Below are 26,494 nucleotides of genomic sequence, written 5' to 3'. Positions count from 1 at the left end.
GAAAATGGGGTGTCTGAGGCGGCGAGAATAATCCGAAGCGTGGGGAATCGCTTTCAAAACGCTAGCACGCGACGGGAAGAGGGGAATGTGCCTTCAGGCGGAAGTGAAGCGGGAAGAGGAACGAGCAGTTGAGCTCGTTCCTCTTCCCGGAGGCTTTTGTGTCAGGAGCGATTCGTCACCACCTGCCCTGAATGTCGAACATGCTGTCGCTGGCAGCACCGTCGGCGGTGAAGCATAAAACGCTCGCCGTGAAGTTGTTGTTCGCGGCGCCCGCCGCTGAGGTCCAACTGCCGGCCTTGCAGTAATTCGCTCCGCTTCCGTACGCCGTGACCTGCACGTGACCGCCCGCCTCGTTGCGCCCGAGGCCGGCGAAGGCCACTTGATACACGCCGGTCGACAAGCGCGCCAGCCACGTTGGCTCGGTAAAGTGACGCATGGCGAACGAACTCGTCACGCTGGCGCCCGGAGTGCATTACTTTCCGGGCGCGGTCAATCAACTCGTGATCGAGGACGGTCGAGGCGCCGCCTTGCTGATCGACTCGGGCCTCGACGAATCCCACGCGAAAAAGCTCCTCAAGGCGATCACGGCGCGCGGCCTCACCCTCTCGGCGATCCTCTCGACGCACAGCCACGCCGATCACTACGGAGGCAACGCTTTCCTGGAGAGCAAATTCGAGGACCTCAAGGTGTTCGCGCCACCGCTGGAGGAAGCGATTCTGCGAACGCCGATCTTGGAGCCAATCTACCTCTTCGGAGCGAGACCTCCTCAAGAGCTTCGCGGCAAGTTCTTGATGGCCAAGGCGAGCAACGCGCGCCTCGCGCCCGAGCCGGGTCTCGTGAAGATCGCGGGCGTCACCTTAGAGCTCATCGAGGTGGCGGGACACGCGAGCCTCATGTTCGCCGTGCGCGTTGGAGACGTGCTGTTCGCGTCCGACGCGCTGTTCGGACCCGACAGTTTGACGAAGCATCCGTTGACGTTTTGCATGGACAGCGCCTTGCAAAAGGAAAGTGCGCGCAAGCTCGGCGGCCTCGAAGGCGTGCGCGTGGTGCTGCCCGGGCACGGCGAGCCCACCGAGGACTTGGCGGGCTTGGTCGCGGCGAACCTCGCGGCGTTCGAGCGCACCACGAGCGCCGTGAAGCGCGCGGCCACCACGGCCCGAACGATCGACGAGATTCTCGCTCGGGTGTGCGACGACCTCGGCGTGACGATGACGAATCCCGGCGCCGTCGTCTTGAACCGCAGCGTCGTCAGCGCACACCTCGTGGAACTCGTCGAGCGAGGCGAAGCTGCAAGTCGCGTCGAAGGTAATCGTTGGCTCTGGCACGCTCTCTAGACCTTCGTAAGACCTGCTCAAGGCCCGACTCATGCCGTCGTCATGAGACGAGACGCGCCCAACGCGTACGGTGAGGGCATGACGAAGCGCAATGCCGGAACTGCCGAACCCAAGCCCTCTCGCAAGCGTAAGGCCGCCGGAACCGAGGCTCCTGTCATGGACGAATCGGGCACGATGACCGCGAGCGCCGTCTCGAACGACGTGAACGACACCGCCGAGATGCGCTCCGGCGAAGGCACGCACACCGACGCTGCCCACGACCGAGGCGACGCCCACGCGAAGCTCATCGACCACTCGTACCTCGCCGAGGAAGAGTTCGGCACGATCGCCGAGACGCTTCAGCGCAATCTCGCCACGACGATCTCCTTGTACCTCAAGTTCAAGAAGTTCCACTGGGACATTCGCGGCCGCACCTTCCACACGCTGCACGAAACGTACGACGAGATGGCCGCCGAGATCTTCCCGACGATCGACGTGATCGCCGAGCGCCTCGTGATGCTCGGCGGCTCGCCCGTCGCCGCGCCCGCCGAAGTCGATCGTTACAGCCCCATCCGCGTCCCGACCGACACCATTCACGACGCGCGCGCGCAACTGCAGCAACTCGTCGACGATCACACGCTCGTCACGCGCTCCTTGCGCGACGACTCCAAGAAGGCCGACGACGCCGACGATCCCGTCACGGCCGATTTGTACAACGCGACGCTGCTGATCCACGACAAGCACCGCTGGATGCTCGCCGCCCTGCTCGACGACGACAAGATGGACTGAACGCTCTGCTGACGCGAGGAATCCTGATGCACATCGGCCTTTCTTCCGCCCCTCTCCCTGAACGGGAGAGGGGCCGGGGGTGAGGCGTGCCTCCTTTGCTCGGAAAACGTCGCAGCGGATTCGACTACTCGCTCGACTACCGCCACCTCGACTTGCGTGAGCGTCCCGATCTCTACCGAGTGGGCGTCGGAGAGCAGGGCGTGCTGCTGGTGCAGCCGTACAAACGCGAGCTCTTGCCGCACTGGAAGTTCGCGACGCCCGAAGTGGCGCGCGAAAGCGCCGAGAAGATCCACGCGATGTTCCTCGCGTACTTGGACGCGGGCGACTTCGTGGGTGCCGACATGGCCCGCAAATTCCTGCAGATGGGCTACACGCGCTCTCGCCGCTACGCGAACCACAAAGGCGGCAAGAAGTACGACGGGTCGGTACCCGACGACTTGAAAGGGCGCAGCGGCGCGCATGGACGCGCGGAGTTGCCAAAGTCGCCGGAAGACCCGGTGAAGGCGGCGTCCGCGCGCATCTTCAAGGCGAAGTGGGACGAGGCGCGCTCGAACGAGACGTACCGACGCCTCATGGCCGAGCACAAGGCGAAGTACGAGAAAGAATCCTGAAACACTCGTGAGGGTAAGCTCGTAGAAACGATATGACCCTCTCGGACGCCTTGCGCGAACTCAAGCTTCTCGTTCGCGCCCGGTACGGCGCGATCGTGCTGGACGCGCCGCACGAGGAGCGTACGTTCACGTTGCTTCAGGCGCTCGCCGACGGCGAGGCGATGCCGATGATGACGTGGAGCCTCGCGCGCGGTTTGGCGAGCGCCGCGCGCGGTCCCGTCGCGATGCGGCGCGCGGGCAGCGAGGGAAGCGGCGTGTACGGCACGACCACGCTGGAAGGCGCGCTGGACTTCATGCGCGGCAACGACCGTCCCGCCTTGTACGTCGTGGAGGGCGCAGGCCGCCTGCTCGAAGAGCCGCTCGTGCAAGCGAAGCTGCACGAGGTGGTGGCGGCCTTCTCGAAGTCCTCGGCGGCGGTGGTACTGCTCGGCGACGACGTGGCGTTGCCGAAGACGCTGCTGCCGTACACGGCGCGCGCCAACCTGCCGGGACCGGGCACGACCGAACTCGGCGAACTCGTGGACCGCACCTTCCGGGAGCTGTCGAGGACGATGCGCTTGGAGGACACGCTGAGCGAAGCGGACCGAGCGCGACTCGTGGCGAACTTGCGCGGCTTGAGCTTCACGGAAGCGGAGCGGGTCGTGGCGCGCGTGATCTTGGAAGACGGAAAGCTGTGCGCGGCCGACGTGGCGCGCGTGATGCTCGCCAAGCGCGAAGTCGTCGCGAAGGACGGCTTGCTGGAATTCATGACGCCCGACCTCGACCTCGCCGACGTGGCGGGCCTCACGACGCTCAAGGCGTGGCTGACGCGCCGCGCGCAGTTGTTCGAGCGGCCACGGGAAGCCCGGGCGTTCGGGTTGCCCTTTCCGAAAGGAGTGCTGCTGCTGGGCGTTCCCGGGGTCGGCAAGAGCCTCACGGCCAAAGCGATCGCCGCCGCGTGGGGCTTGCCGCTTTTGCGGCTCGACGCGGGACGGTTGTTCGACAAGTACGTCGGGGAGACGGAGCGCAACTTCCGCGAGGCGATTCGGACCGCGCAACGCACGGCGCCCGTCGTGCTGTGGATCGACGAAATCGAGAAGGCCTTCGCGAGCGGCGGCGAAAGCGACGGCGGCGCCTCGCGGCGAATGCTCGGAGCGTTTTTGTCGTGGCTGCAGGACCGCGACGGAGACGTGTTCGTCGCGGCGACGGCGAACGACGTGTCGGCCCTGCCGCCCGAACTCGTGCGCAAGGGGCGCTTCGACGAGGTGTTCTTCTTGGACTTGCCCGACTTTGAGGCTCGCCGCGCGATCTTGGCGCTTCAGGTGCGCAAGCGAGGGCACGACGCGAAGGCGATCCACCTCGATTTGCTGGCGGACGCGACCGAAGGCTTCAGCGGGGCGGAGTTGGAAGCGGCGGTCGTGTCGGCGCTGTACGCCGCCTTTGCAAGCGGCGAGCGCCTTTCGACGGCGACCCTTCTCGGCGAGTTCAAGGCGACCCGACCCTTGTCCGTGCTACGCGCCGAGAACGTCGCCGCCTTGCGAGCTTGGGCGGCGGAGCGGGCGGTGAGCGCGAACTGAGCGCCCTTCGTGCCGCGAAGATGAGCAGACGAATACTTGTCAGACGTTCGCTTCACACGGGATAGTGAGCGAACTTCATGATCTTCCGGAAGGACGCCGAGGCACGACAATCGAGCGGCGCGCGCAAGAAGCTTCTCTTGCTCGCCGACTTCGTGCATCCGTTCGTGTACCGCGAAGGCTTTCCGCAAGGAGTGCCCAGCGTCGACCTCGTCCTCGTGGCGGGTGACGTTCCCGGGTACTATCTCGAGTTCGTCGCCACGAAGATGGCGGTGCCCGTCTTGTACGTGCCCGGCAACCACGAGAACGAGCTCGTGAACGAGGGAGAAGGCAAGCGCGAGCCGCGCGGCGTGATCAACATGGACCGCAAGGTGATGAACGTCGCCGGGCTCCGAATCGCCGGATGGGGCGGCGTGCCGAGGTACCGCGAGGGCGGCAGCGGCCAGTACGGCGAGCTCGAGGCGCGGTACGGCCTGTGGAAGCTTGGCCGCCGAGTGGGACGACGCCTCGACGTGCTGCTCACGCACGCGCCGCCCATGGGGCCGCACGCGGGCAGCGACTTCGCGCATCGCGGCTGCCCGCACCTCACGACCTTCGTTCGGCGCCACCATCCGACGCTCTTCGTGCACGGGCACATCCACGAGTACGAAGGCAAGAAGGTCGAGTACGAGGAGGAAGGCACGCGCGTCGTCAACGCGTACGGCTACCGCGTCGTGGAGCTGTAGCCGTACGCTCGAACGAGCTCAAGCGGTCACGGCGAACGTCTTCGCGTCCAGGTACGCCTGAAGCTGCTCGACCTTGAGCTGCCAAGCCGCTTCTTCGAATTCGGGTTTGAATCCCATGGCGCGGTTAATGCCCAGCATGGCCGCGTTGACGTGCGCGTTGGACGTGCGCACGAAGCGCGCGCCAGGATTGGCTTCCAGCAGGCGCAGGATGTTCTCGGCCTTCAGGACTCGTCCCAAGCCGCGATCGCGGTACTGCGGCCACACGCCCGTTCCCCACTGGTGCACGATCTCGGACGTCTCGGGCAGCCACACCAGCATCGTGAAGCCCGCGAGCTTACCCGTCGCGCGCTCGATCGCGACGGCGGTGAGGCGCCGTCGGCCGCTTTCGGCGAAGCTGCGTTCCCACTCACCCAGTTGCTCGGGCGTCGTGTGCTCGTCCTCGACTTCCAGCGTGCCGCGCGGCGCGGTGTTCATGACGTCGAACAAGCCCGCGTACTCGGCGTGGCGTTCCTCGGGCAAGGGGCCTTCGATCACGTCGATGTCGAAGTCGGCGGCACGCTCGTCCTTGCGCGCCACCCAGCCGCGCAGCAAGTCCTCGTCCAAGGTGGAAAGGTCGAGTCGCGACACGAGTTGGCGCAAGTTCGCGTTCAAGCCGAGGCGCGTCAAAAACGCCTCGCCGCTCCCGATTCGGTCGGTCGTCCACATGCCGATATGCGTCTTGCCTTCCGACCTCGCCTTTTCGAGGGCGGGGCGCAGCAGCGCGGACGCGACGCCTTGCCCTCTGGCGTCGGCGAGGACGGTGACGTCGATGTCGCACAAGTGACGGTTCGTCTCCAGCGTGGAAAATCCCAGGAAGGCGCTCGCGACGACGGCGTCGCCGCGCCGCGCCAGCCAGTAGTGAGGGCGGTGATGCACGGGATGCGTCGACATGAGGCGTTCGCGCGTCGCGGGAGGCGTCGCGGGATCGTCGGGAAGCACTTCGGCACGCACCCGGTCGGCGAAAGCGTGGTAGGCACGCCAAGTGTCGCGCGACGCCGTTTTCGGATCGAACGTTTCGATGGTCAAAGAAGTTGTAGGCGTCATGCCCGCATTGTGAAGCGCACTCGGAGGAACCGCGTCTGCCATAAGGCGCACGAACCTCGTGAGATGGCTTACCCCGCGCCAAGTCTTGGAAGGCCGGAATTCACCTCCGACTCGGTGGAGGAGCCGCGCTTCGACCGAGCGGAGACGCCGAGATCGAAGATATCCTGCGCCAGGAGGAGCGTCACGTGGTGAAGCAATCGGGACTCGACGAGGGCGTGGGGGTCCCACTCGCGCGAGGGGCGCCCTCGTCTTGACGCGCGCTTCACAGTGCGGACGAACCACAATCGCGTCGTTCCGCGTCGGCTGTACTGCGCTTCGTGAAATCGACGGACGAACGGTGGGATTGCGTGATTGTCGGGGGCGGACCGGCGGGCCTCAGCGCCGCCGTGTACATGGGGCGCTTTCGGCGCCGTACCCTCGTCGTGGACAGCGGGTTGGGCCGCTGGACGTACGGACAGACGAACGAGAATTACCTCGGCTTTCCAAACGGCGTGAACGCGCGAAAGCTGCACGACCTCGGCGTACGGCAAGCGGCGCGCTTCGGCGTGGCTTTTCGGGACGGCGAGGTGACGCGCGTTCGTCAGGCTTCCGGCGGATTGGCGCTCGATATGCCGGACGGCGAGTTGCTCGCCTCGACGGTCATCTGGGCGGCGGGCGTGCGCGATCGCTGGCCGACCTTTCCGGGGGCGCGGCGCCTCGTCGGCAAGCAGCTGTTCTGGTGCATTGTGTGTGACGGGTGGCGCTGCCTGGAACGCCGCGTGCTGCTGCTCGGTAACGACGACAAGGCCGCTGGGACGGTGCTGCAGTTCCTGACGTATTCGCGCGACCTGACGATGCTCGTGGACCCGGCGAGCAACGCCCTCTCCCCCACCGTGGAGCGCAAGTTGCGGCGACGCGGCATCGAAGTCAAGCGTGGCGTGGTACGGCGCGTGAATCTCGCCGAGGACGGGGTGTGCGGAGTCTCCCTCCGCGACGGGTCCAGTCTCGACGTGGACCTCGTGTTCAGCTTGTACGGCAGCGACCCCAACACGGCGCCGCTGAGCGAACTCGGCGTCAACCTCGCTTCGAACGGACACGTACGCATCAACGAGAAGAACCAGACGAACTTGGAGTGCTTCTTCGCGGCGGGAGACGTGTCGAACAAGCACGGGCATCAAGTCGCGACGGCCGTGCACGAAGGCGCGCAGGCGGCCCAAGCGGCCAACCACGTTCTGTACCCCGAGGCTCTGCGGCTTCCGAAGTTGCCTCGCGAAGGCTAGGAGCATCGAGGTCGCGGGCGCTCGCCCGCGAGATCGTCGAGTGCAGGACAACGGCGAGCTCCTTGGTTCGAGTCCAAGCCCGCCGAGAAGCGCTTCGAGCGGAGCGCTCGCCTCTCCCGCCGTCCTCGAGCAGCATGGCGCTGGGAAGCATGCCCTCGCCGGGCAGGACGAAGTTCAAGGTGCCGACCTCGTTTCGACGGGGTGCGAGACGTCCGCGTGGACGCTTAGGAAAGCGGAGGCGGCGCCTTGGGTGAATGAGCTGTAGGCGATGTAGGCGAGCGCAGGCGTGACACGGGAACCGGCGCGCATGGACTTCAATGCCTGACCAGACTTCCTTCGTGCACGGCGAAGCCCGAGGGAAGCCCACGCGGACGTCAACGCTCGATGGCGCTCCACACCGCTTCCTGAACGGCGTCTTGCACGAGCGCCGTCATCAGCAGGGCGTCGGCCGCCGGAAGGTCGGCCGACGAGAGGAAGAAGGCGGCGTCTCCGTCGAAGGGCGTGTGGGAAGGTCGGATGACGCGGGCGAGGGCCGCTTGGGCGGCGTCCGCGAAGCGTTTCGCTTCGGGCTTCGTCACGGCGTGCGACGTGGCGAGAACGAGCAGGGTCGTGTTCGTCACCTCGGCGGCCTTGGTCCCGATGGGGCCGTGCACGCCCGTTCCCGGTCCGGCGAGCACTTCGCCGCTCGGCCCGACGACGTCGCCGATAGGATTGACGACGGCGACGCACCCCACGCTCGCTCCGCCGCGCGCCACGTACGAAGAGCCGAGCCCGCCGCGCGCGATCGTTTCGGGCGGCCCGTACTTCCCGGCGGTCGTGCCCGTTCCCGCACCGACCAAGCCAATCGGCACGGGGTCGGTCGTCGCGGTGCTCGCCGCCTCGTAGCCTTGCGCTTCGCCCGGCCTGACTTTCGAATCTCCGACGAGAAGGTCGTACACGACGGCGCTCGCGACGAGCGGCACCTTGGCGGCGGGTGTGGGATGCCCGACGCCTTGCTCTTCGAGAAAGCGTACGACACCCGTCGCGGCGCTCAGGCCGAAGGCGCTCCCGCCCGTGAGGAGCACGGCGTGGATGCGTTCGATCTTCTTGTCGGGCGCGAGCAGAACGCCTTCGCGCGTGCCGGGCGACGGTCCCAGAAAAGACGCGGACGCGACGGCGCCTACGGGTGGACACAGCACGACCGTGCAACCTGTCTTTGCTTCGAGATGCGTCCAGTGCCCGACTCGAAAGCCGGGCACTGCCGTGAGGGTGGAATTGAGAGGCGTCACGCTTCTAGCGTCGCACGGAGAACGTTACAGCGTGACGGAACGCTGGCGAATCGCCGTCATGAACTCGGCGCGCGTGCGCGCGTCGTCCTTGAACGCGCCGCGCATCGCCAAGGTGGTCGTGGACGAGTGTTGCTTCTCCACGCCGCGCATCGCCATGCAAAGGTGCACGCCTTCGAGCACCACGGCCGTTCCGAGCGGTTGCAGGAGTTCCTGAATCGCCTCGGCGATTTGAGTGGTGACGCGCTCTTGGACTTGCAACCTTCGCGCGAACATGTCGGTGATGCGCGCGAACTTGCTGAGGCCAAGAATCTTGCCGTTCGGAATGTAGCCGATGTGCGCGCGCCCGAAGAAGGGCAGCATGTGGTGTTCGCACATGGAGTAGAACTCGATGTCCTTCACGATGACCATCTCCGAGCCTTCGGCCGCGAAGACCGCGTCGTTCGCGACTTCCTGCAAGTCCATGCGGTAGCCCGAGGTGATGAACTGCCACGCTTTCTCGACGCGTTTGGGCGTCTTGAGCAAGCCTTCCCGGTCGGGGTCCTCGCCGATGATGGTGAGCCACTCGTCCGTGAGGTCGGCGAGACCGGAAGTCTTGATGTGCTCGTCGGGCAGGGTGTCACTGTCCCGCATTTGATCGATTTCGTCCACGTCCACCTGTCCTGTTGGTATTGATCGTTCGATGAGCACGGTGACCTCCGGGAGCGCATGGCGGAAGGCCGCTCGTGCGATGGGGGTCAGTGTAGGAGCGCCATCTTACCTAAACTGTCTGAGTTCCGCCAGAATCTTATGATTGTGTAAGGGGTTCCGATTTGTTTGCAGCCGAAGCCCGAGTCACGACCAGTCGACGGCGCCGTAGGTCTTTTCGCGCTCCGGGCCGCACGAGAAGATCACCACCGGGCAATTCGTCTCCTGCTCGATGAGGTCCAGGTACGCTTGCGCCTCTTTCGGCAACGTGTCGCGCGACGTCGCGCCCTCGGTCGTCGCCCAGCCTGGCATCTCTCGGTAGACGGGCTCGCCCGCTTCGTCGTAACGCACGCACACCTTCACCGTCTCCAGCCCCGCGAGGACGTCCATCTTGTTGATGACCAGACCGTCGAAGCCGTTGACGTCGACCGCGTAGCGCAGCAACTCCAAGTCCAGCCAGCCGACGCGGCGAGCGCGGCCCGTCGTCGTGCCGAACTCGTCCCAAGGCTGCGAGCCGTCGCCGCGCAGACGGTGCTCCATTTCTCCGAAGACTTCCGTCACGAACGGTCCGTGGCCGACGCGGGTGTTGAATGCCTTGGCGACGCCGTACGCCTTGCTCACGGCCTTGTGGTTCACGCCTGCCCCGACGAGGATGCCGCCGACCGTGGGATGGCTGCTCGTCACGAAGGGGTACGTGCCGTAGTTGAGGTCCAGCAACGTCGCCTGCGCGCCTTCGAAGAGGACGTTACGGCCTTCCTTGACGGCTTGACGCAGTTGGGTGCCCGTATCCGCCACGAACGGCAGGACTTGCTCGCGCATCTCGGTCAGGCTGTCGAAGGCGCCTTCGGCGCTCGTCCAGCCCGCGTCGCGCGTGGAGTTCGGCTTGGCTTCCAGCAACCGCTCCAACCGCTCCCTCAGCACGTCGTCGCTCAGCAAGTCCCCGAACCGCAATCCGACGCGACGCGAGCGGTCGGCGTACGCGGGGCCGATGCCGCGCCCGGTGGTGCCGACGAAGTTCTTGCGGCCGTCCACGAACTTGTGGTGCGGCAGCACGAGGTGCGCTCGGTCCGAGATGCGAAGTTCCGGCGTGAGGCCGGCGGCCAGCAGGCTCGCGCGTTCCTCCACGAACTTCCAAGGATCGATCACCATGCCGTCTCCGAGGATGCTCACGACGCCTTCGTGCAGCACCCCGCTTGGCAGCAAGTTGAGCTTGAACGTTTGGCCGCGCGCCGTGACGGTGTGCCCGGCGTTCGCGCCTCCTTGGTAACGCGCGACGAAGTGCGCTTTCGGCGCGAGAAAGTCGGTGATCTTGCCTTTGCCTTCGTCGCCCCACTGAGCGCCGATGATCGCGATTCCCGGCATATTCCTCCTCGCCGCGCGGCTCGGCCTCAAAAGAAAGGCACGGTGCGCGCGGCACCGTGCCCCAGTGTACTAAAGCTTTTCGGGTGAACGCTTCAGAGCATCAGACGAATCGGCGATTCGAGCAGCTCGGCGACTTCACGCAAGAAGGCCGCGCCGCGCTTGACGGACACCGCGCCCGACAGCGTCAGGACGTCCTCGCCGAACGAGAGGGTCACGCCCGAGGCGACCGTGATCTCGTCGAGGCCGAGTTCGCCGGCGTCGACGACCATCAAGTCGCTGGAGGTGCCGCTCTGGGCCCGTCCGAGGTCGGCGACGGCGTCACGGAAGTGGCCCGTGAGGTTGGGCGTCGCGAGCGCCGTGAGTTCGTCACCGACGGAGTAGACCCCGACGCTCGACAAGCCGAGCGTGCCGAGGGCGCGCGCGGCCGCACGCGCAACGAACACGGCGAGCGGCGCCGACGCTCCACCGAAGTGCTCGCCGAGTTGCTCGCCCGCTTGCACGAGCGAGTACGCTCCGAACGAGCGACGCAGCGTGACGAAGTTGCCGGAGATCGGCGCGGCGACGGCAGGTGTGTACGCCGGAGCGGGCTGCGAGGTCACCACGACAGGTTGGAACACGGGCGTGGCGACGGGCGGCGTGACGACCGGCGCGACCGGAACGGGCGTGGGCTCCACGACTTGCGGCTCGGCGACGGGGGGTGCGACGGGCATCGAGGCAGCCGGGGCGACCTCTACGACTTCGGGCTCCACGACGTCCTGCTCGACCACTTCGGGTTCCGCAAGCGCGGCTTGCGGCTGGGAGACGGGCGCGGGCGCACTCGCCGCGATCGGCTCGGGTTGCGGCTCGGGCTCGGGTTGCGCGGGCGCGCTGGCTTGCACCTCGGGCTTGCGGTACAAGCTGGAGAGCAAGCCTCCCGCGATGCCGGCACTCGCGGCAGGCGGAGCGGCGGGCGGTTCCACGACGGGCGGTGCGCTGGGCTCGTCGTCGAGCGGAGTGATCGGCTCTTCGTGCGAGGCGGCCACCTCGGTGTCGTCGTCGTCGAGTTCCAACTCGAAGTCCATGACGTCGCTCGCGAGGTCCGCGCTTTCGTTGCGGGCCGTCGCGACGTAATTGGCGATGTCGCTGTCCACGCCGGCGGCAGCAAGCGCCGCCATGTCGGGCAACTGGTTCATGTCGCCGTCCCAATCGGGCGGCGGCGGATCGACGGGCGTGGCAGGCGGTTCTTCGTCGCCTTCCATGACGCGCGTCAGGTAGTTGAGGATATCCTCCTCCACGACTTGACCGCCTTGGCCCGTTCCCTGGATTTTGCGCCAATCGATTCCGTTCGCTTCGGCCAGCACTTTGGCCAGCGGTGCAATCATCTCCATGCGTTCCCCTTTCATTCCTTCCTCAAGATGGCGCGCCGCGCTCGCCTCGCCCGAGGCCGCACCGCTGGCGACCTTGTGATTCGCGCGTTGCCTTCCTTGCCACCATCTTAGAACATTTTCTCATCTTTGTCGCACTGCACGCATTTTATGGGAGGACCCTCTTACACCTTTCTGACAAGCCGCTATCGCGTCGTTTTCACCTTGGACCTTTCCTGATTTGTACACCACGGCCGCCGAACTCGTGCACGAATACTTCACGCAACTCTCAAATTCGGCCGGGTGCCGTCCTTTGCTAGGATGAAGGGCGGCGCGGCGCGCGAAGCGACGCCGCACACGCAACCGATCATGTCTGGAGCAACATGCTGATGTTCGAGCAAATGCAGGCGCGCGGTCACGAAAGCATCACGCTCGCGCACCACGCGCCGAGCGGCCTACGAGCCATCCTCGCCGTGCACTCCACCGTCCTCGGGCCGGCCATCGCAGGATGCCGCCTCATGCCGTACGACGAGGAAGACGCGGTGTCCGACGCGCTTTACCTCAGCGAGTCGCTCACCCTCAAGGCCGCGTTGGCGGGCTTGAATTTGGGCGGCGGCGCGTGCGTCCTCATCGAACCGCCCGGCGAGGAGCGCGACACGCACGGACGTGAAGCGCTGTTCCGCGCCCTCGGCCGCCAAGTGCGTCTGCTCGGCGGGCGGCTCGTCCTGACCGAAGACGTCGGCGTGGCAGGCACCGACATCGCCTTCGCCGCGCAGGAAACCACGCACACCCTCGGCATGAACACGGACACGCCCGCCGTGACGGCCTACGGCGTCTACCGCGGCATGAAGGCGGCGGCGCGCGTGCACCTCGGCTCGGAAAGCTTGCGGGGCGTGCGCGTCGCCGTGCTCGGCATGGGCTCGGTGGGGCGCGCCTTGTGCACGCACCTGCTGCGAGAAGGCGCTCGCATCACGATCGCCGACCGACGCCCGGAGAAGGCGCGCGAATTCGCCGAGGACCACGGCAATCCCACTGTCGTGGACGCCGACGCGATCTTCGACGTGCCGAGCGACATCTTCTCGCCTTGCGGCTTCGGCCGCTCGATTCGGCGCGCGGACATTCCGCGGTTGCAAGCGCGCATCATCGCCGGCGGCGAGCACTTCCCGATTTCGCACGGCGGCGAGGACCTCGTGAAGGAGGCGGGCATCGTCTACGTGCCCGACTTCGTCGTGAACGCCGCCGGACTCATCGCCGCCGCGAGCGGCGTCGCTCCCGAGGAAGCGGCCGAGCGCGTGTACGCGAACGTCGCGAACGTGTGTGCCGAAGCGGTGCGGCACCACCGAGCCACGCACGAAGTCGCGCGGGACTTCGCCTTGCGCCGCATTCGCCTCATCGGGTCGCTGTCGCACATGGGCGGCGACTGACGTGAACAGGAGATCGATTTGAAACCTTTCGTCATCGGCATCGCGGGCGGCTCGGGCAGCGGCAAGACGACCGTCACGCGCCGCGTCATCGACACGGTCGGCGAGACGGGCGCCGCGGCGGTCCTCAACCAAGACAATTACTACCGCGACCAAAGCGACATTCCTTTCGAAGCGCGTCTCAAGACGAACTACGATCATCCTGCCGCCTTCGACTGGGACCTCATGCTGTCGCAACTCGACGCCCTCACGAGCGGCGTCCCGATCGAGATGCCCACCTACGACTTCGCGCAGCACACGCGCTCGGACGTCACGAAGACGATCCTGCCCGCGCCCGTCGTGGTGCTCGAAGGCTTCTTCGCCCTGTACGAGCCTCGCGTGCGCGACAAGATGCACCTCAAGGTCTTCGTGGACGCCGACGCGGACGTGCGCTTCATCCGCCGCTTGCAGCGCGACACCGCCGAGCGCGGACGCACCCCCGAAAGCGTCATTCAGCAGTACCTGGAGTTCGTGCGGCCCATGCACCTCACGTTCGTGGAACCGACGAAGCGTTACGCCGACGTCATCATTCCGCACGGCGGCCTCAACGAGCCCGCGCTCGACATGCTGACGCACCGCATTCGCGGCGCGCTGTGATTCCGGTTCTCGTGGCAGCTTCCCCGAAAGGGGAACGTGCGACGAAGAAAGAGGTCTTCATCTCCCATCTCTCGATTGAGCGATACTGGAGGGCGTGTTGTCTTCACCGCCCTCTTCCGCGAGGTTCGACCGGCTGCGGCTGATCCTCCTGATCGCGCTGCTCGTCAGCTTCGTTCCCGCGCTGCTTCTCGCTTGGAATCGCATTCAATACGAGCAGAGCAAGCGGACCGTCACGGTCGTGATGGACTACTCCGCCCTCAACAGCCAGGCGACCGAACTCGGCCGTGACTGGCACGATCTGCTGCGCGAGTACCGCTCGTACGGCGTGAACGGCGTCGCCGTGTTCGAAGACGTCGTCGGGGATTACCCGCGGCGCGGCGCGGCCATCATCCGCTCGGGCTCGGAGATCGTCGCGGACGATCCGAGCGCTTCCGTGCGTCCGAACTACACGTACCTCACGTCGGTGAAGCCGGGCGTCGTGGAAGCGCTGCGCGATCGCTACACGTACCGCACCGAGCAGGTCACGTGGCGCGGGCGCACGTGGATCGGATGGCCCGTGGACATTCGCGGCTTGCCCGCCGGACCCGACACGCCGCTCATCTCCGAGTTGCAGCGCGACGGCCTCGTGCTCGTCTACCGTCCGTACGACGTGTCGAGCGTGAAGCTCGGCCTCTTCGCGACCGATTGGCCGAACGTACCCTTCATCGTCTTCAACGGCTCGAACCTCGTCGCGAACAACGATCCCGAACGCCTCAAGACTTTGGAAGAGCGCCTCGGAAGTCGCGTGCCCGCCGTGATCGAGGCGTCGGTCGCCGATCAGCAAAAAGGCATCGAGGACGTCATTCGCGATCGTCCCGCGATTCGCCTGTTCGCAATTCGTCCGGAGTGGCAAAGGCTGCTCGACCCCGAGGAGACGGCGAGCAAGTACGTCCTCGCGGCGCGCGAGCGCAGCCACCGATTGCTGTACGTCCGGCCGTACGAACGCGAGGACGACACCAAGACGTTCCTGACGTCGCTCAAGGCGGGCTTGGGCCGCGCGAACATCCAAGTGGGGATGCCGCAGATGAGCGAGTACGCTCCGAGCGCGGCCCTGCGTTGGCTATCGATGATCGGGCCGATACTCGCGCTCGTGCTGATGGCGCTGAGCTACCCGCTGTCGCGCCTCGGCGTCGCCGCGGCCGCCTTGACGCTTGTAGGGGCGGCGGTCGTGAACCACGGCGCTCCGTTCGGGACGTTCGCGCTCGTCGCCGCCGTGACCTTCCCGGCGCTCGGCCTCGTGATGCGGCGCAACAAACCCACGGACTGGCTGCTCGCCACGCTTTTGAGCGTCATGGGCGCCTTGTTCGTCGCGGCGCTCGCCACGGACCGACTCGCGATGCTCGGCCTCGATCCGTTCCGCGGCGTCGGCCTCACGCTCGTCGTGCCGCTGTTGCTGTTCGGGTTGTCGCTGCTGCCGCGCCAAGACATTCGCAAGACCGCCACGGACCTTTACAACACGCCGATGCGGCTCGGCGACATCGCCATCATCATGTTCGGCTTGGCCGCCATTGCCCTCGTGGTGCTGCGCCGCGGCAACACCCCGGCGGTCGGCGTGTCCGACACGGAGGCGAAGGTGCGCCAAGCGCTTCAAGACTCCATGATCCGCCCGCGCACGAAGGAGATCTTCGGGCACCCGGCGGGCATCTTGGGCCTCACGAACTTCTTCCCGCCGTACATGTCGTACCTGCTGCTCGCCGGGGGTGTGGTCGGGCAATCGAGCATCCTCAACACCTTCAGCCACTCGCATACGCCGCTGTTGATCTCGCTGCTGCGAACCTTCAACGGAATTTGGGTGGGCGCCCTGATCGGATTCGTGCTGATTCCGATCGTGTCGAGGGGCCTGCAGTTCTTCAAAGGGCAAATCGCCGAGCGCCGAGCGCCGAAGACGGGCCAGCGAATCTGATAGGCTGACTCCGGTCGAGCGAGGAGGGTCGATTGGCCCTCCTCGCTCGCTTTCTTGCTTATGAAGATCCTCGTCAGTGGCTACTACGGTTTCGCGAATACGGGCGACGAAGCGCTCGCCCTCGCCATCTCCCGCGAGCTTCGCGCGCGCGGACACGAAGTCGACCTCTTGTCGGCCACGCCGAACGACACCGCCCGCACGTACGGCGTGCGGTCCTCGGCGCGTATGCATCCCCTGGAACTCCTGAAGGCCGTGACGTGGTGCGACGTGCTGCTGTCGGGCGGAGGGGGCCTTTTGCAAGACAAGACGAGCGGGCGAACGCTGGCGTACTACCTGGCGGTCATTCGTCTCGGGAAGCTTTTTCGAAAGCGCGTCGTGGTGTTCAACCAAAGCGTGGGACCGCTCAGCGAATCGGGCGGGCGGCAGGTGAAGGCGGCGTTGCGAGGCGTCCCGGCGATCGTGCGCGACGCGGGCAGCGTGCGAACCCTCGAAGCGCTCGGCATTTCGGCGTCGCTCGGCGGCGATCCGGCTTTGCTGCTCTCGGCGGGTGACGTGAAGCGCGACGAGAACCGCGTGATTCTCGCGCCGCGCGGAGGAGAGCGCGGCGCCACGACGCGCCTCGCCGTCCTCGCGCGCGAGTTGCGCGCCGAAGGGCGAGAGGTCGTCGCGCTGAGCTTCATGCCGTCGCAAGACGACGAGGAGTGCCGCCTCATCGGTGGGGAGATCGTGTCGACGGACGATCCGCGCGTCGCCCTCGACACCATCGCGGGCGCGGGGTACGTGATCGGAGTGCGCCTGCACGCGGTAATTTTGGCGGCGGCGGCGGGCGTGGGATTCGCGGGCGTCAGCTACGATCCGAAGGTAGCGGGCTTTTGCGCGGACGCGGGCGCCTTTCATGTCGGCACGGAGTTCGACGGCGCGGCGATGTTGCGAACCGTGCGCGAACGGACCTCGCCGAACTGGGAGAGCGTCGCCGCGATGAAGAACAGGGCGAAGTCCAGCTTCGACTTCGCCCTGAAGCGTTGACGTCCGTCAACCTTCGAAGCTGAGTTCCACTTGAGGCGGAACGCTCTCCTTCGAGCGCCGCCTCCACACGCCGAGCCTCGCTCCGACGAACCCGCCGAGCAAATCGAACCACCAGTCGGCGAGGCCCGCCTCGCGGCCCGGCACGAACGCTTGATGCACCTCGTCGAAGGCTCCGTAGAAGGCCGTCAAGACGAGTCCGACGCGCCACGAGCCCGTCGCTCGCGTCAACAAAAAGCTCAGCACGGTGTACACGGCGAAGTGAGCGACTTTGTCGAGCGGCGGCTTGAGGCCGATGGTGTCACCCGTTTGCGACGAGAAATAGAAGATACCGCCCATCCACAGCAGGGCCAGCGCCCACCAAACGCCTTTCAAGAGGCCGCTCCGGGATGCTCGACGAGTTCGATGAGCGTGCCGCCGCCCCACCTCGGATGTAGAAAGGCGACGCGGGTCCCCGCGCGGCCCGGGCGAGGCGTCTCGTTGAGAAGCACCGCGCCCTGCGCCTTGAGACGCGCGAGTTCACCTTCGAGGTTCGGCACGCGAAAGGCGACGTGGTGCAAGCCCGGGCCTCGCTTTTCGAGGTACGTGGCGATCGGGCTGTCGAGGCGCGTCGGCATGAGGAGTTCGACGAGGGACGCGCCGACGTGAAAGGCGCGCACGCGTACGCCTTGCGTCTCGACCTCCTCGTCCGGACCTTCGGGCGTGAGGCCGAGGACGACGTACGGCGCGGCGCCGACGTCGAGGTCCGACGTCGCGATCGCGACGTGATCAAGGTGCAAATTCCCGAAATTCACGGTTCGATTGTACGGCTTGCCGACGCGGTGGCCGCGTCCGACACGATCCACGCGAGGAAGCGGCCGTCCGTCACGTTGACGCCGAGGTAGTTGCGTGTCGGCGACTCGACGAGCCGCACGACGTCCACCCGGGCGAGGCCCGTGCGTTGCAGCAGGTACAGGTAGCTGTCGGGCGCGACGGTGGCGTCTTGAAGCGCGGGCGTGAACGGCACGCGAGCGGTGACGGCGCCGTCGTTCGTGACGCTGACCGTGCCGTTGGAAGTGTCCGCGTCGAACGCGACGAGCAAGTTTCCGTTCGAGAAGAGGCGTTCGGCGTCCAAGGTGAGAAGTGGCGTGCCGAGCGCGGGCGGACTCGCGGCAGCATTGATCGGCGTGACGCTTCCGCTCGTGGACACGAACACGGTGGCGCCTCGCACCACGAGATCCTCGATGGGCGAGGGCGTCGTGAGCAACGTCGTCGTGCCAGTCGCCGTGACGCGCAAGACTTCACCGCCGCCGCTGATGGTCGGGCGCGCGAGGAACACGGCGTCGGCGGATACGTCGAATCGAATCGTCGAGGGATCGTAGCTCGGGAGGGGCAACTGCTGGTTGAAGATCAAATCACCGTTCGGGCTGTACAGCAGCACGTTTTGCTGCGTGTTGTTCGTACACGACGACAGCAGGGCGAGGCGTGAGCCGTTCTCGTCGCCTCGCAGGCCCGAGAAGCAGGGCGTGAAGCCGCTCGGCGCGGCGATGGTGCTCGCGACGACCAAGTTCGCGTCTCGCAATTCCACGCGGTCCGGAAAGGCCACGGCGACGCGCGTGCCGCTTTGCGCGCTCGTGAGGCCGACGACGTCGCTCGTGGTCGTGACCGTGACGGGAGACGTGCTCGGGCTTTGCGAGTTCACCGAGCGCAGGGTGCGCGCTCCGTCGGCGATCACGAGGCGAATGGAGGGCAGTTCCTCCACGGTGCCCGTGCAGGCGGCAAGCAGCAAAGGCAGCGTCATCAAGGCGAGAATGCGTTTCACGGAGTGCCTCCTGAAAGCAGGCCGGGCAGGCGCGGACCTTCGGGCGTGAATTCGATGCTTTGGCCGCCGCCGGCGGGCAGCGAGAGCGAGAAGCGCGCGAGGCGTTGCACGGGATTGAGCTCGAATTGGAAGGCCCAGCAGCAGCGGTCCACCGTGAGCTTCACGATGGGTTGCAAGGGCGTGCGCGGCAAGTTCGCCCCGAACGTGAGGGTCTGCTGCAGCCCGAACGTGAGGTACGCGTCAGGGCGTTCGTTGCGCCCGAGGCCGAAGGTGAGGTTGAGAGGATTGAGCGTCAGCGTTTCCGTCACGGCTTCACCGACGCGCGTACGAACGTATCGCACGTCGCCCCCGATGCCGACGCGAGGGGTGATGTCGAGTTGCCCCGACAAGCCCGCGTTGGCGAGTTCCAGGTACTGCGACTCGAGTCCGGGCACGTTCACGGTCGCTTGCGCGACGAAGCGATTGCTGCCGTTCGTGACTTGCAATTGGCCCGCGAGCGTCGGATTCGTCCATCCGCCGCGCAGCAGGTCGTACGAACCGCCGAAGGTGGCGTTCCAGGAGTTGAGCGCCCCGCTCGGGCCGGCAACGCGGAAGGTGAGCGTGCCGCATCCTTCGAGCGATGACGAGGCGTTCGGCGGGCACTTGCCGTTCGCGTTGTCCTGACCCGGTTCGACCTTCGCGTCGGGCAGCAGGAAGTTTTGCTGCGACGAGAAGGTCACGTCGCGCCAAGTCACGCTTTGCGTGCCCGTGTACTGCGGATTGGACACGCCGAAGGTGAGGTCCACGTCCAGCGAGACGGGATTGAGGATGGCGTCGTACGTCGACGTCGCCTTCAGCTTCGTCTGGATGGTGTCGAGTTCGTGGTCATTGAGGTCATACGTCGCCCTGAAGCTCGCCGTGTCACCCGTGTCGGCCACGTAGGCGAGGGTCGTGTTGAGCGGCGAGAAGCCGCCTCGGATGTCGTACCCCGTGTCGAAGGACACCGAGAAGCCACGGTTCGTCACGCCCGTTCCGCCGATGGTGCTGTTGAGCGTCCACCTTTGAACGCTTTGCTCGAACGCGTCGTACTCCAAGGTGCCGTTCAGCGAGACGGGAAAGCCGGGCGTCGGCGTGAGATTCACGGTGAACCTCGTCGGCGTCTGGCTGTCGCGCTCCTTGAAGAAATCGTACGCTTGGCTCACGCCGAAGCTGAGGTTGGACGTCGGACGACCGTTGACCGACGCGGTGAGCACGCTCGAGAGGCGGCGCACGGGGTACGAGGGAAAGATGCTCGTCGAGAATGGCCCGACGCCCTCGTCGCGCGTGTACACGTAGTTGAGCGAGGCGCTGTAGTTCGTCCCGAACGACTGCGTGAGGCCGGCGCCGACGGTGTAGCTGACGACGCGCTGGCCCGTCGAGTAGAACTGACCCGAGTACGAGTTCGAGAGATTGAGTTGCGTCCCGTCCCAGGGTTTGGCGGAGAAGGACAAGGTGTGCGTTTCGGCCAAGCGGCCGGCCGACACGTTGAAGATGCCTTGGCGCGCGAGCTGAGAACCTTCGCGGACGGCGCCTCGGTAGTTGCCGACGGTCACACCGAAGTCCGCGCTGAAGTCGCCCGCTTTGTACCCGTCGTACTGGATGTCGAGTTCGGGACGGCGCAGCACGGTCGGCAAGGCCGCGCCCGTCGGCTCGGGGCCGAAACGGTCGAGGTAGCGGACGGAGAAGTCGAAGTCGCCGACTTCGGCTTTCGCCGTGACGTCCACGTTCGCGATGCCGTCGGCCGGAACCGTGGCGTTCGAGAGCGTCAAGCTGTCCGAGCGCGTCGCCTCGAAGGTGTACGACACCCCGCTCTTCGTGAAGTCCGCGTCGAGCAGGCCGCGTCCGCGCACGCGGAAGTCGATGTCGTACCCGTCCTCGCTGTCCGCCGTGGGCTTGGGATTGGCGAGCGCGTAGAGATCGAGGCGTTGCAAGCCAAGCGGCAAATCGTACGCGGTCATGTCCACGCCGAGCCCGAAGCGCGGCGTGCGGTTGCCGTAGTAGCGCAGCAACGTGAAGCCTTGCGCGGTCGTGCCGATCACAAAGGGCAAGTCGAGGCGAGCGGTGAAGCCGTCCACGTCCGACTGTCCGAAGCTGATGCGCGGTTGGCGGTCGGGATCGTTGAGGAACAGCACGAGCGCCGGGAGGTACGCGACGGGCGCGTCGGCGAGCAGCAGGGTCGCGCCGTAAGCCACGATGCGGTCACCGGGATACAAAAACACTTGCTGAGCGCGCACCCCGTAATCGTTGGGCGTCCGACCGCACTTCGCGCACGGCGTGAAGTACCCGTCGCGCACGGAGAGTTGGCCGGGCACGCGCTCGACGTCCTCGCCCCGAATCTCGAGGTTCGCCGTGGACACGATGACGTCCTCGCCCGCGAGGTCTTGCGTGGCAAGGTCCACGACAAGGTTCTCGCCGCTCAGCACCTGTTCGCTTTCGCGGCCCGAGGCGTCTTGGACGAAGGAGCGGTACGTGCCGCGCCCGACGAGCGTCAACGTGCGCTTGGTCCGGTTGAATTCCACGCGGGTCGCCGTGATGCTTTCACGGTCGATCTTGAGTTGCACGTTCTCGCCGCTGATAACGACGATTTCCTGGCCGTCGTCGCGCCGCACCTCGAGGCGGTCGGCGGACACGATCTCGACGGTGCGCGCGAGGGCGGGCAGCAAGGCGCTCCCGAGAAGCGCGAGCAGGGAAAAGGCCAGCGAGCGGCGCATGCCTCGCAGACTATCGGGAAAGCGTGAGGAATGCCACAAGGAGCGCGCTCAATCGGCGGGCTGGCCGACGAGGGCGGCCAGCGTGTCGGGAGATGGACGCGGCAACGTCGCCGCCTCGCCGAGCGACGGCGCGACTTGCCCCGCCGCTTCCTGCAAGGCGCTCATCGCGGCGCCCGGGAAGTAGAAGCCCAGAATTTGCAGGTGGTTCCAGTTGAGGTTCGCGAGGCCTTGGGCTCCGTACTGCGAGAGCCCGACGCCGTGCCCGTTGCCCGCGCCCGACACGATCAACGGATCGGTGCCGCCGAAGACGACGCGCGTGGAGAACGCTCCGAGCGCCCGCACGAACCCGCCCGCTTCCGCGCCCGTGAGCCGCGCCGTGCCGTTCGCGCCCGTGAAGGTGATCTCGGTGGGGCGGCCCGACACGCTCGCCTTCGTGATGGCGACGCTCGACAAGGCGCCCGCCCGCACGCCGTAGCGCCCGGCGATGTTCGCGACGTTCGAGAGCGGCAAGGAGAGCGTCCACGCGCTCTTTGGGCCTCGTGAGGCCGGATCGGGTTGCGCAACGAGGTACGGAAGGTCCATGCCCCACACTTCCGAAGCGCTCGCCGTGAAACCGCCCGAGTCGCTGGAGAAGTACGTGCGCGCGACCGTGTTGCCGAAGGAAACGACTTGCCCGCGCGTCGCATCGACGGCGGCGCTCGCCGACGGCGTCTCCTTGGCGAGACCGCCGTACACTTGGCACTGCTCGGTCGCGCACAAATCGTACGCGGCGCGCGGCGACAGGCGCGAGATGGCGTACGTGCGCGCGACGACCGCTTGGGCCTTGAGGGCTTCGAGCGGCCAGGAAGACGGCATCTCCGACGGAACGACGCCGCGCAGGTAGTCGTCGATGGGCAAGACGTTGACGGCCTCCACCTTGCCGTTCGCGGCGCGCAGTTGCACGCCGCCACGGTAATCGGCGTTGCCGATCATGACGACGGAGTTCGTGGCGGGCGGCAGGTACAAGCTGTCCGAGCCGCTGTCTTGACCCGAGAGCGTGAGGCGGTTGCCTTTCACGCCGACGATCCACTCGGCGAACGTGGGGGTACTCGGCGACGTCCCCTGGTAGGCTGAGGAGGTGTCGATGGGAACGCGAACGCGCACGGTCGGCGCCGAGGCGACGAGCACTCGAACGTTCACGGCGTCGGCGGCGCCGGTGAGCGCGAGGAGCAAGGCAAGGGCACGCATGTGCGGCCAGTGTAACACCGAAGTGAGCGCTTCGTGGGGGAAAAACCACGCACTGCTCACGGAGTCCCCATGACGAGCCCTGCTCCGAGCTCGGGACGCGTGTTCGCACACGTCGGTCAACCGTTCGAAGAGCGCGCGTACGACGTCGTCGTGCTCGGCGGCGGACGCATGGGACTCGCCGCCGCCTTCTACCTTCGGACCTTCCAACCCGACGCGCGCGTGTTGATCGTGGAGAGGGGCGGCATTCCGAGCGAAGGAGGCCTGACAGGCGTCGCCCGCGGCGTCTGGACCGCCCTCGACTTGCCCTCCGCCTGGAAAGCGAGGGCGCGTTGGACGCGCGGCGTATGGCGTGATCCGGCCAGCGAGACGGGCGTGCGCCGCCCCCACGATCCACCTTTCCACGAGGTCGGCGTGGCAGCCCTGTCCGAGCACGGCGAGGACGCCGCGCGGTTCCTGGCGCGCCTGCCGCAAGAGCACCGAATCCTCGCGACGACCTTGCTGGACTTCGAGCGAATCGGAGGCGCCGTCTTCGACGACACCGGCGGGTATGGAAGCGCCACGACCCTCGCCTTGTCGTACGGGTACGGCGCGGTGCGGCTCGGCGCGGACTTGCTGCTCAACACCGAGGCGCGTCTCACGAACGCAGGGGTGGAGGTGCGACGCCTCGACATCACCTCCACGATGCAGATCGTCGTCGCCGAGACGCACAACGTCACCGCCTCGCACGTCGTCGTGGCGGTCGGCAGCGAGGGGCCCGCCTTGCTGGAGCACGACCTCGGAGTCGTGACGACCCACGGGCGAGCGTACGTGCAGTTTCCGAGATTGGAACTTACCGCGCCGAGCGACTTCCCGGTGCTGCGTAGAAGCGGCTTCACATTGCGCCCCGGCGAGGGAGGACTGCGCGTCCTGCCGCCCGTTCGAGGCGCGGATCCCGCCGGCTACGAACCGGTGGGCGGTCGCCTCGTGGGTGTGCCCGTCGGCGTTCGCCGCGAAGTCATCGACGACCTGCTCGTCGCTTTGCCGGACGTGCCGGCCTTCGAAAGCGACAAGCTCGACCTCGGCAAGGCGGCGCTCGACGTTCCCGGCGCGTGGGAAGCTCGGCCGATCGGCGGTTGGCCCGTGTGGGAGCGCGTGTCGAAGAACGTGTCCCTGCTGCTCGGCGGTCCGGAAGCGGACCGCGTCGGGCTCAGCGTCGCCTTGGACTTCGCGGCGACCTTGTCGGGCGCGCGCGGGCGACCGTGGGAAGACCGTGCATAAACACCTTTCTCATCGAATAGCTCGGTATGATGGATTTATCAGCGTCCGAAAGGGCGCTTTTTTCGTTGCCGGCATCACTTCAGCGCGTCGACTTCGCTGCCGAGGGCTTCGAGGCGGGCGCGCAATTCCGCCGAGCGATTCGAGGCGTCTTGGAGTCTCTTCGTCTCGAGTTCCGTGAAGCGGGTGTACGGCTTCACCGCGTCACCCAGACGCGTATCGGCCCGCGCCTGCTCGTGTTCGTACTCGCGCCGCACGATTTCTTCGAGCGCCACACGCAACTGCCCGACTTTCACGCGCAACTGCCGCAAGGCCTGCAAACGCTTGGCGGGCAACACGAACAAGCCCAGCCCGGTGAGCGTGAGTCCCGCGAGGACACCCGTCAAATCCGCCAAGGTTCCCCCGACGATCGCGACGGTGAGGGCCCCGAGCGTCAACCCGCCCGCTCCGAAGCCGATCACGCCTTTCATCGCGTCCTCGGCGTCCTGCGAGAGTTGCTTGGCGAGTTGCTCGCTTGTCACGTCCTGCAAGTGCTGCTGCGCGCTTCCCGCGATGCCTTCGATCAGCGACGTCCGGTCGTACGAGAAGCGCGTCCTCGCCACGTCCCGCTGCGGCGCGCGGCGCACCAAGAACGCCTGCACGTCTTCCCAGAAGTGCAAGTTGGCCTCCACGAACCGGTCGATCATCGACTCGAATTGCCGCTCGATCGCCTCTGGTAGGTCGCGCACGGCTTCCTCGCGGAACTTGTCCTCCAGTTGCCGCGAGTTCAACAGCGACCTCACCTTGGAGAGACGCAGGTGCTCGTCGATGAACTTGTCCGCGCGATTCTCGAATTCGCTCAGCAAGCGGTTCAGGCGGTTGAGCTGCCCGTCCAGCTCGCCCAGCATCGTGTCGCGGTGCCGTTCGCGCTGCGCCTCGAGGTCTCGCAGAGTTTCCGCGTCTTGCCGCAGCGTCTCGCGCGCCGCGTTCGCTCGGCGCTCCTCGCCCGCGAGCAACTCACGCACGACGCTCAAGGGGCTTTGCAGCTTCAGGCGCGCCCGCTCGGCATCGCTGAGACGGGCCTCCAAATCGGCCCGCAGCCGCGCGAAGCCTTCGTCTCCGCCGCGCTGCTCGCGCCGAGCGCTCACGAGGTACACGGGCGGCGCGAGACCCAGCACGCCACGCGCGCCTTGCTGCACGAAGATGCGGACTTGCTCGCGCTGCACGTCCGCCTCCAACAAGTCCGCCTTGTTCACGATCAGGATCACCGAGCGTCCCCAGCGCTGCGCCAGCGTCAGGAACTGCCGCTCCGACTCGGTGAACGGACGGTCCGCGCTCGTCAGGAACAGCACGAGGTCCGCCCTTGGCAAAAACCCCTCGGTGAGCGTTTGGTGCTGCCGAATGATGGCGTTGGTGCCCGGCGTGTCCACGAGAGCGATGTTCTGCAAGTTCTCCAAGGGCACTTTCAAGCGCACCACGAACGGATCGGCCGTCGCCTGAGGTTCGCCGCGCTCTCCATGCGTCAGCACGTAGATGCGGTCGGTCGTGGGCGTCACGCCCTCGGGAAGCACGTCCTGACCGAGCAACGCGTTGAGGAAGCTCGATTTGCCCGCGTTGAACTCGCCCACCACCACGAGCAAAAAAACCTCGTCGAGGTTCGCGATGGCACTTCGGGCGTGCTCCATCGTCTCGGGCGGCGATCCTTGCGACTCCAAGAACGCGAGGACGTCGGCGAGCAGCACCCGCTCACGGGCAAGAAGGTCCGACACGGTGTTCGAGACGAGCATGTAAGGTCAGCATACGTCGCTTTCCCCGTTGATGAGAAACAGCGAGGGTTAAGGCGCGGGCGAGCGCTCGTGAATCGATGCTCGCCTTGCGCGCGAAAGGGCGTACCGCCGCTCAGCGAAGATCCGAGCCCGGCGAACTTCGCGGTTGGCGGCCCCTCTGAAGCCAGCTGACGTTGGAAATGACTGACGACGCCCTAAGCCGGGACTTTGACGATCGGACACATCTTCCGTCGAATCCTTCGAAGACCAACGAAACGGTCGTGGAAGGAAGCGACGGTGAAAGATCGGGCAGCAGGAAGGGCAGGGCTTCATGCTGCGTTCACCCTACCGTGGCGAGCGACCGTCCGTTCGCGAAGAATCCCCACCCCCTCATCCGCTTGAGAAAGACTTCATGCCCCGCACCTTTCGCGGTCGTTACGCTGAGTCATGACGCCTCGACAAGGCATCTCCTTCACGCTCGAAGGCGTGGACGAGTTGACGTTCATGAAGGTCCTACACGACGTCACGCGTGACACGACCTTCTCCAAACCCCTGCAAATTCAAGCCCGACCGCCCGTGCCGGGCGACGACGGACGCATTACCATCGCGTTCGAGCCGCAAGACCGTGAGCGCGCCTTCGCGGCGACGCAGCGTCTCAAGACCATCATCTTGCGTTACGGCGTGCAGATCGACAGCATCAGCACGTGAGAAACGCGAGCGTCGGGG

General features: G+C 66.3%; 24 protein-coding genes. 12 read left to right on the top strand and 12 right to left on the bottom strand.

What is annotated here, in order from left to right:
• Positions 1–175: 175 nt before the first annotated feature.
• On the bottom strand, positions 176–436 hold the full coding sequence (locus DES52_RS09685) for a hypothetical protein (protein ID WP_146237240.1): 261 nt from the start codon (positions 434–436) through the stop codon (positions 176–178).
• On the opposite strand from DES52_RS09685, the gene DES52_RS09680 reads away from it, so the two are divergent.
• From DES52_RS09680 to DES52_RS09660, 5 genes are all read left to right on the top strand, one after another.
• Positions 435–1,334, top strand: coding sequence for an MBL fold metallo-hydrolase (locus DES52_RS09680; RefSeq protein WP_110886596.1), 900 nt, complete (start codon positions 435–437; stop codon positions 1,332–1,334). The genes DES52_RS09685 and DES52_RS09680 overlap by 2 nt on opposite strands.
• A 78-nt stretch (positions 1,335–1,412) precedes the next feature.
• Complete coding sequence (locus DES52_RS09675; protein ID WP_245900881.1) at positions 1,413–2,102, top strand: Dps family protein; 690 nt, start codon at positions 1,413–1,415, stop codon at positions 2,100–2,102.
• An 86-nt stretch (positions 2,103–2,188) separates the two neighbouring features.
• The gene (locus tag DES52_RS09670) at positions 2,189–2,713 is read left to right on the top strand and encodes a DUF4385 domain-containing protein (protein ID WP_245900879.1); all 525 of its coding nucleotides are present in this window, start codon (positions 2,189–2,191) and stop codon (positions 2,711–2,713) included.
• Between the two features lie 32 nt (positions 2,714–2,745).
• A complete protein-coding gene (locus tag DES52_RS09665; RefSeq protein ID WP_110886595.1) occupies positions 2,746–4,269 on the top strand; it encodes an AAA family ATPase in 1,524 nt (507 codons plus the stop codon).
• A 77-nt stretch (positions 4,270–4,346) separates the two neighbouring features.
• On the top strand, positions 4,347–4,991 hold the full coding sequence (locus DES52_RS09660) for a metallophosphoesterase family protein (RefSeq protein ID WP_110886594.1): 645 nt from the start codon (positions 4,347–4,349) through the stop codon (positions 4,989–4,991).
• 18 nt (positions 4,992–5,009) lie between these two features.
• Here the strand turns inward: DES52_RS09660 and DES52_RS09655 are convergent, their stop codons facing one another.
• A complete protein-coding gene (locus DES52_RS09655) occupies positions 5,010–6,074 on the bottom strand; it encodes a GNAT family N-acetyltransferase (protein WP_170130979.1) in 1,065 nt (354 codons plus the stop codon).
• Between the two features lie 317 nt (positions 6,075–6,391).
• Between DES52_RS09655 and DES52_RS09645 the strand changes: the two genes are divergently transcribed.
• Positions 6,392–7,333 (top strand): NAD(P)/FAD-dependent oxidoreductase, encoded by a 942-nt coding sequence (locus DES52_RS09645; RefSeq protein WP_110886591.1) that lies wholly within the window; start codon positions 6,392–6,394, stop codon positions 7,331–7,333.
• A 374-nt stretch (positions 7,334–7,707) separates the two neighbouring features.
• Here DES52_RS09645 and DES52_RS09635 read toward each other — a convergent pair whose 3' ends face one another.
• From DES52_RS09635 to DES52_RS22540, 4 genes are all read right to left on the bottom strand, one after another.
• Positions 7,708–8,601: a P1 family peptidase gene (locus DES52_RS09635; protein WP_110886589.1), complete on the bottom strand. Its 894-nt coding sequence runs from the start codon at positions 8,599–8,601 to the stop codon at positions 7,708–7,710.
• A 24-nt stretch (positions 8,602–8,625) separates the two neighbouring features.
• A complete protein-coding gene (gene folE / locus DES52_RS09630) occupies positions 8,626–9,231 on the bottom strand; it encodes a GTP cyclohydrolase I FolE (RefSeq protein WP_110886654.1) in 606 nt (201 codons plus the stop codon).
• Positions 9,232–9,432: 201 nt separating this feature from the next.
• Positions 9,433–10,647: an adenylosuccinate synthase gene (locus DES52_RS09625; RefSeq protein WP_110886588.1), complete on the bottom strand. Its 1,215-nt coding sequence runs from the start codon at positions 10,645–10,647 to the stop codon at positions 9,433–9,435.
• Positions 10,648–10,739: 92 nt separating this feature from the next.
• The gene (locus DES52_RS22540; RefSeq protein ID WP_146237239.1) at positions 10,740–12,029 is read right to left on the bottom strand and encodes an E3 binding domain-containing protein; all 1,290 of its coding nucleotides are present in this window, start codon (positions 12,027–12,029) and stop codon (positions 10,740–10,742) included.
• Positions 12,030–12,373: 344 nt separating this feature from the next.
• Here DES52_RS22540 and DES52_RS09615 point away from each other — a divergent pair, with 344 nt between their 5' ends.
• The 4 genes from DES52_RS09615 to csaB all read left to right on the top strand — a co-directional run bounded on the left by DES52_RS09615 (position 12,374) and on the right by csaB (position 17,015).
• Positions 12,374–13,414, top strand: coding sequence for a Glu/Leu/Phe/Val dehydrogenase family protein (locus DES52_RS09615; protein WP_110886587.1), 1,041 nt, complete (start codon positions 12,374–12,376; stop codon positions 13,412–13,414).
• Positions 13,415–13,432: 18 nt separating this feature from the next.
• The gene (gene udk / locus DES52_RS09610; protein ID WP_170130978.1) at positions 13,433–14,047 is read left to right on the top strand and encodes a uridine kinase; all 615 of its coding nucleotides are present in this window, start codon (positions 13,433–13,435) and stop codon (positions 14,045–14,047) included.
• 94 nt (positions 14,048–14,141) lie between these two features.
• Positions 14,142–15,989 carry a DUF5693 family protein gene (locus tag DES52_RS09605; RefSeq protein ID WP_245900876.1) on the top strand — a complete coding sequence of 616 codons (1,848 nt, stop codon included), beginning with the start codon at positions 14,142–14,144 and terminating at the stop codon, positions 15,987–15,989.
• A gap of 60 nt (positions 15,990–16,049) precedes the next feature.
• A complete protein-coding gene (gene csaB / locus DES52_RS09600; RefSeq protein ID WP_110886584.1) occupies positions 16,050–17,015 on the top strand; it encodes a polysaccharide pyruvyl transferase CsaB in 966 nt (321 codons plus the stop codon).
• Positions 17,016–17,021: 6 nt separating this feature from the next.
• On the opposite strand, the gene DES52_RS09595 is transcribed toward csaB, so the two are convergent.
• The 5 genes from DES52_RS09595 to DES52_RS09575 are packed head-to-tail and all read right to left on the bottom strand — an operon-like array spanning position 17,022 to position 22,769.
• Positions 17,022–17,387, bottom strand: a complete 366-nt coding sequence (locus DES52_RS09595) for a VanZ family protein (protein ID WP_245900874.1) — start codon at positions 17,385–17,387, stop codon at positions 17,022–17,024.
• On the bottom strand, positions 17,384–17,806 hold the full coding sequence (locus tag DES52_RS09590; protein WP_245900873.1) for a VOC family protein: 423 nt from the start codon (positions 17,804–17,806) through the stop codon (positions 17,384–17,386). Before DES52_RS09590 ends, DES52_RS09595 begins: the two co-directional genes overlap by 4 nt.
• Positions 17,803–18,813, bottom strand: coding sequence for a hypothetical protein (locus DES52_RS09585; RefSeq protein WP_110886583.1), 1,011 nt, complete (start codon positions 18,811–18,813; stop codon positions 17,803–17,805). Before DES52_RS09585 ends, DES52_RS09590 begins: the two co-directional genes overlap by 4 nt.
• Positions 18,810–21,542 carry an LPS-assembly protein LptD gene (locus DES52_RS09580; RefSeq protein WP_110886582.1) on the bottom strand — a complete coding sequence of 911 codons (2,733 nt, stop codon included), beginning with the start codon at positions 21,540–21,542 and terminating at the stop codon, positions 18,810–18,812. Before DES52_RS09580 ends, DES52_RS09585 begins: the two co-directional genes overlap by 4 nt.
• A gap of 48 nt (positions 21,543–21,590) precedes the next feature.
• Positions 21,591–22,769, bottom strand: a complete 1,179-nt coding sequence (locus DES52_RS09575) for a SpoIID/LytB domain-containing protein (RefSeq protein ID WP_110886581.1) — start codon at positions 22,767–22,769, stop codon at positions 21,591–21,593.
• A gap of 69 nt (positions 22,770–22,838) precedes the next feature.
• Here DES52_RS09575 and DES52_RS09570 point away from each other — a divergent pair, with 69 nt between their 5' ends.
• Positions 22,839–24,026 (top strand): NAD(P)/FAD-dependent oxidoreductase, encoded by a 1,188-nt coding sequence (locus DES52_RS09570; protein ID WP_110886580.1) that lies wholly within the window; start codon positions 22,839–22,841, stop codon positions 24,024–24,026.
• A gap of 74 nt (positions 24,027–24,100) precedes the next feature.
• Here the strand turns inward: DES52_RS09570 and DES52_RS09565 are convergent, their stop codons facing one another.
• Positions 24,101–25,789 (bottom strand): dynamin family protein, encoded by a 1,689-nt coding sequence (locus DES52_RS09565; protein ID WP_110886579.1) that lies wholly within the window; start codon positions 25,787–25,789, stop codon positions 24,101–24,103.
• 426 nt (positions 25,790–26,215) lie between these two features.
• Between DES52_RS09565 and DES52_RS09560 the strand changes: the two genes are divergently transcribed.
• Positions 26,216–26,476 (top strand): hypothetical protein, encoded by a 261-nt coding sequence (locus tag DES52_RS09560; protein ID WP_110886578.1) that lies wholly within the window; start codon positions 26,216–26,218, stop codon positions 26,474–26,476.
• Positions 26,477–26,494: the final 18 nt, after the last annotated feature.

Source organism: Deinococcus yavapaiensis KR-236 (assembly GCF_003217515.1).
Classification (GTDB): Bacteria; Deinococcota; Deinococci; order Deinococcales; family Deinococcaceae; genus Deinococcus_A; species Deinococcus_A yavapaiensis.
Note: the sequence above shows the minus strand (reverse complement) of the source record. Positions and strands in the feature narration are given on the sequence as shown.

Excerpts from the sequence above, each read along its gene's own strand:
- DES52_RS09665 (WP_110886595.1), top strand. The coding sequence starts at position 2,746 with ATGACCCTCTCGGACGCCTTGCGCGAACTCAAGCTTCTCGTTCGCGCC.
- folE (WP_110886654.1), bottom strand. The coding sequence starts at position 9,231 with ATGCGGGACAGTGACACCCTGCCCGACGAGCACATCAAGACTTCCGGT.
- DES52_RS09570 (WP_110886580.1), top strand. The coding sequence starts at position 22,839 with ATGACGAGCCCTGCTCCGAGCTCGGGACGCGTGTTCGCACACGTCGGT.
- DES52_RS09685 (WP_146237240.1), bottom strand. The coding sequence starts at position 436 with ATGCGTCACTTTACCGAGCCAACGTGGCTGGCGCGCTTGTCGACCGGC.
- DES52_RS09580 (WP_110886582.1), bottom strand. The coding sequence starts at position 21,542 with ATGCGCCGCTCGCTGGCCTTTTCCCTGCTCGCGCTTCTCGGGAGCGCC.
- DES52_RS09655 (WP_170130979.1), bottom strand. The coding sequence starts at position 6,074 with ATGACGCCTACAACTTCTTTGACCATCGAAACGTTCGATCCGAAAACG.
- csaB (WP_110886584.1), top strand. The coding sequence starts at position 16,050 with ATGAAGATCCTCGTCAGTGGCTACTACGGTTTCGCGAATACGGGCGAC.
- DES52_RS09575 (WP_110886581.1), bottom strand. The coding sequence starts at position 22,769 with ATGCGTGCCCTTGCCTTGCTCCTCGCGCTCACCGGCGCCGCCGACGCC.
- DES52_RS22540 (WP_146237239.1), bottom strand. The coding sequence starts at position 12,029 with ATGAAAGGGGAACGCATGGAGATGATTGCACCGCTGGCCAAAGTGCTG.
- DES52_RS09565 (WP_110886579.1), bottom strand. The coding sequence starts at position 25,789 with ATGCTCGTCTCGAACACCGTGTCGGACCTTCTTGCCCGTGAGCGGGTG.
- DES52_RS09560 (WP_110886578.1), top strand. The coding sequence starts at position 26,216 with ATGACGCCTCGACAAGGCATCTCCTTCACGCTCGAAGGCGTGGACGAG.
- DES52_RS09660 (WP_110886594.1), top strand. The coding sequence starts at position 4,347 with ATGATCTTCCGGAAGGACGCCGAGGCACGACAATCGAGCGGCGCGCGC.
- DES52_RS09625 (WP_110886588.1), bottom strand. The coding sequence starts at position 10,647 with ATGCCGGGAATCGCGATCATCGGCGCTCAGTGGGGCGACGAAGGCAAA.
- DES52_RS09680 (WP_110886596.1), top strand. The coding sequence starts at position 435 with ATGGCGAACGAACTCGTCACGCTGGCGCCCGGAGTGCATTACTTTCCG.
- DES52_RS09615 (WP_110886587.1), top strand. The coding sequence starts at position 12,374 with ATGCTGATGTTCGAGCAAATGCAGGCGCGCGGTCACGAAAGCATCACG.
- DES52_RS09675 (WP_245900881.1), top strand. The coding sequence starts at position 1,413 with ATGACGAAGCGCAATGCCGGAACTGCCGAACCCAAGCCCTCTCGCAAG.